Below are 3,682 nucleotides of genomic sequence, written 5' to 3'. Positions count from 1 at the left end.
TCTCCCTCGTCGTCAACGTGCCGCGCAGCCTCACCGTTTCGGAAGATGCCCACCTGCTCAAGCCGCGCGCCGACATCGTCTGGCGCGGCGACCCGCCGGGCGACCGCTACGTCCAGATCGAGGGCATTCTGCGCGGCGCGCTCGAGGGGCAACTTGCGCAGATGGCTGGCGCGATCCCGGTCGAGGTGCAGATCGACGTCACCCGCTTCCACGCCCAGACCGAGCGCGTGCGCTACACCGTCGGCGGCCAGCACGAGATCGAGTTCGTCGTGACCGTGCGCCATGCCGAGACGGGCGCAATCCTCTCCGGGCCGCGTCCCGTGGACCTCACCTTCCGCGCCTATGGCGGCCAGGCGGCGATCGAGGCCGAGGCCCGTGGCGAGACCCAGCGCGTCCGCATCACCCAGCGCGTGGCGGCCTGGGCGCAGTCGGAATTCCTGGGCGGCGGGGCCGCGCTCACGAACTGACCCTTTCGCGCGCCGCGCGACGGCAGTAAAGGGGGGCGCATGTCGGCGCCCCCCTTTCCCGTCCTGAGACTGAAGCCCAAGGCCGATGCCCGCCGCATCCGCCACGGCATGCCCTGGGCCTGGACCGACGACCTGGTGCTCGACCGCCGCGCCCGCGCGATCCCGGCCGGCGCGCTGGCGCTTCTCGAGGATGCCGAGCGCCGGCCGCTCGGCCTCGGCGTGGCGACGGTCGAGGCGAAGATCGGCCTCCGCATCCTCGACCGCGACCCTGCCGCGCGGATCGACGAGGGCTGGCTCCGCGCCCGCCTCGCCGCCGCGCTCGCGCTCCGCGAACGCGCCTTCGCCGAGCCCTTCTACCGCCTCGTCCATGCCGAGGGCGACGGGCTGCCCGGCCTCGTCGCCGACCGCTTCGGGGACACGCTCGTGCTCCAGCCGAACGCGATCTGGCTGGAGGAGCGGCTTCAAACCATCGCCGCGCTGACCGCCGAGTTGACCGGCGCCACCCGCATCGTCAAGAACGGCACCGCCCGCGCCCGCGCCGCCGAGGGCCTGCCGGAGGAGATGGCGCTTCTCCTCGGCTCGGCGCCCGAGGGGCCGCTCGACGTGCCGATGAACGGCGCCGTCTACAAGGCCGACGTGATGGGCGGGCAGAAGACCGGCCTCTTCTTCGACCAGCGCCCGAACCACGCCTTCGCGGCCTCGCTCGCGCGGGGCGCGCGCGTCCTCGACGTCTTCTCCCATGTCGGCGGTTTCGCGCTCGCCTGCCTCGCGCAGGGCGCCGCCTCGGCCCTCGCCGTCGACGCCTCGGAAGGCGCGCTGGCGCTCGCGGCGGAGGGGGCCGCGGCCACCGGTGTCGCCGACCGCTTCGAGACGCGCCGCGCCGACGCCTTCGACGCCATGGCCGCGCTGGCCTCCGAGGGGGCGCGCTTCGATCTCGTCGTCTGCGACCCGCCCGCCTTCGCGCCCTCGCGCCAGGCGCTCGAGCAGGGGCTGCGCGCCTACGAGCGGACGGCGCGGCTCGCCGCCGACCTCGTCGCGCCGGGCGGCATCGTCATCCTCTGCTCCTGCTCGCACGCGGCCGATCTCGGCAAGTTCCGCGCGGCCTGCCTCCGCGGCCTCGGGCGCGCGGGACGCGACCCGCGCCTCCTCCACACCGGCTTCGCCGGACCCGACCACCCGCAGCACCCGGCGCTGACCGAGACCGGCTATCTCAAGGCGCTGGCCTTCCGGCTGATGCCGTGACGGCGCGCGCCACCGCCTCCGAAGTCTACGTCCTCGACGCCTGCGTCCTCTACCCGACCGTCCTGCGCGAGATCCTCCTGGGCTGCGCGGCCGAGGGGCTCTACGCCCCCGCCTGGTCGGCGCGCCTCCTCGAGGAATGGGCGCGCACCGCGGCGCGCGAGGGCGGCGCGGCGGACGACGCGCTGGCCCGCGGCGAGATCGCACGGCTCCGCGCCCGCTTCCCGCAAGCCGAAACCGCGCATCCCCCCGAGGCCGAGGCCGCGCTCTGGCTGCCCGATCCCTCGGACATCCACGTCCTCGCCACCGCGCGCGCGGCCCGCGCCGCCGGCATCGTCACGCTGAACCTGCGCGATTTCCCCCGCGCCGAGATGCTGGCCCACGACCTCGCCGCCGTGCATCCCGACGCCTTCCTCCTCGGCCTCGCCGAGACCGCGCCGGAGGCCGTCGCCTCCGTCGTCCGCGCCGTCCACGCCGAAGCCGAGCGCCTCTCGGGCGCGCCCCTCGACCTCCGCGCGCTCCTCAAGCGGGCGCGGCTCCCCCGGCTGGCCAAGCGCCTCGCCTGAGGCTTCATCTTTCCTGAAATACGCACTTTCACGCCCGCCGCCGGGCGCGCCCTCACTCGCGGGGAAGCTCCCGCGTCCAGCGCGCCTCGAGCGCCTCGATCGCGGCGATGCGCTCCTGCGTCTTGGGGTGGCTCATCAACCAGGCGGGCATCCCCGCGCCCCGCATCCCGGTCAGCGTCTCGAGCTTGGCGAAGAGGCTCTTCTGCGGCGCGGTCCCGATCCCCGACTTCACCAGCAGCGCCGAGGCATAGGCGTCGGCCTCGTACTCGTCCTGCCGCGAGAGCCGCGCGGCGAGCAGCGTCGTCAGCATGTTGGCGACCCAGATCCCGAGCCCCGGCACCAGCCGCCCGAGCACGGTGGCGAGCGCCACCCGGATCGCGTTCTGCCCGGAGAAGTCGATCATCCGCCGCCGCGAATGCCCGAGCGCCACGTGGCCGAGCTCGTGCGCGATGACCGAGGCGAGCTCCTCGGCGCTGACCTCGCCCCGGCGGTACTTCTCGAAGAAGCCCCGCGTCAGGAAGATCCGTCCGTCCGGCGCGGCGAGGCCGTTGACCACGTCCACCTCGTAGAGATGGACGCGGATGCGCTCGACCCCGAGCGCCTCGGCCATGCGGTCGGTCAGCTTCTTCAGCCGCGGATCGGCCAGTTCGGTCGAGCGCGCGTCGAGCTCGCGCTTCGTCCGCCAGCTCGAGAACTGGTACATCGCGAGCGCGTAGAGGATCGCGAGAAGGATCGGGGTGAACTTCAGCATGGTGCGGATATGGGGCGCGCCGGGGCTTCAGGCAACGCCCCGGACCTCCCATGCGACGGGGACGCGCAAGGGGCCCCGGAAGGCCCAGCCGCCGAAGGGCGCCGCGCCCGCGAGCCGGAGGCGCGGCAGCCGCTCGAAGAGCATGGGCAGCGCCACCTCCGCGATGAGCGCGCGCGAGGCCGCGGCGCCCGCGCAGAAATGCGGGCCCGCGCCGAAGGGGATCGCCGGCCCCGTGTCGCGCCAGGGGTCGAAGGTCTCGGGGCTCTCGAACCAGTCCTCGTCCCGGTTGGCCGAGCCGAACATGAGAAACACGCGGGTTCCCGGCGCGAAGTCGATGCCCCCCACGCTGTCCGCGCGCGCCACCTCGCGCGGCGACATGCCGATGGGGCTGATCCAGCGCGCGTATTCGGCGAAGACCGCGTCCCACCCGAGGCGCCCCGCCAGCGCGGCGGCGTGGCTCTCCGGGTGGCCCAGCACCGCCCAGGCCGCGCCCGCGATGGCGTCGCGCGGCTCGTTCTGGCCGCCCGAGATGATGAGCTTGGTGTTGGCCGAGATCCGGTCGCGCGCGAGGCCCGCGCGGTCCATGACCGAAAGCGCGGACATGTCCGGCGCGGCCCGCAGGCGCGGCAGCATGGCCTCGATGTGCCGGTCGATGAAGG

5 protein-coding genes are annotated in these 3,682 nt (G+C 74.3%); 3 read left to right on the top strand and 2 right to left on the bottom strand.

Annotated features, from left to right (window positions below; all coding sequences use genetic code 11):
- From ACTS11_RS03070 to ACTS11_RS03060, 3 genes are all read left to right on the top strand, one after another.
- Positions 1-467, top strand: a 467-nt coding sequence (locus tag ACTS11_RS03070) for a DUF6778 family protein (protein WP_442638874.1), incomplete at its 5' end; no start/stop codon positions are given.
- A gap of 39 nt (positions 468-506) precedes the next feature.
- Positions 507-1,709, top strand: coding sequence for an RSP_2647 family RNA methyltransferase (locus ACTS11_RS03065; protein ID WP_442638873.1), 1,203 nt, complete (start codon positions 507-509; stop codon positions 1,707-1,709).
- Positions 1,706-2,272, top strand: coding sequence for an RSP_2648 family PIN domain-containing protein (locus ACTS11_RS03060; RefSeq protein WP_442638872.1), 567 nt, complete (start codon positions 1,706-1,708; stop codon positions 2,270-2,272). Before ACTS11_RS03065 ends, ACTS11_RS03060 begins: the two co-directional genes overlap by 4 nt.
- Before the next feature lie 52 nt (positions 2,273-2,324).
- On the opposite strand, the gene ACTS11_RS03055 is transcribed toward ACTS11_RS03060, so the two are convergent.
- Complete coding sequence (locus ACTS11_RS03055) at positions 2,325-3,023, bottom strand: M48 family metallopeptidase (RefSeq protein ID WP_442638871.1); 699 nt, start codon at positions 3,021-3,023, stop codon at positions 2,325-2,327.
- A 27-nt stretch (positions 3,024-3,050) separates the two neighbouring features.
- The coding region (locus ACTS11_RS03050; protein ID WP_442638870.1) for a cytochrome P450 at positions 3,051-3,682 on the bottom strand (632 nt) is incomplete at its 5' end.

This window comes from Roseicyclus sp., assembly GCF_052168335.1.
Taxonomy (GTDB): Bacteria; Pseudomonadota; Alphaproteobacteria; order Rhodobacterales; family Rhodobacteraceae; genus Roseibacterium.
This window is presented reverse-complemented; position numbering and strand designations above follow the sequence as displayed.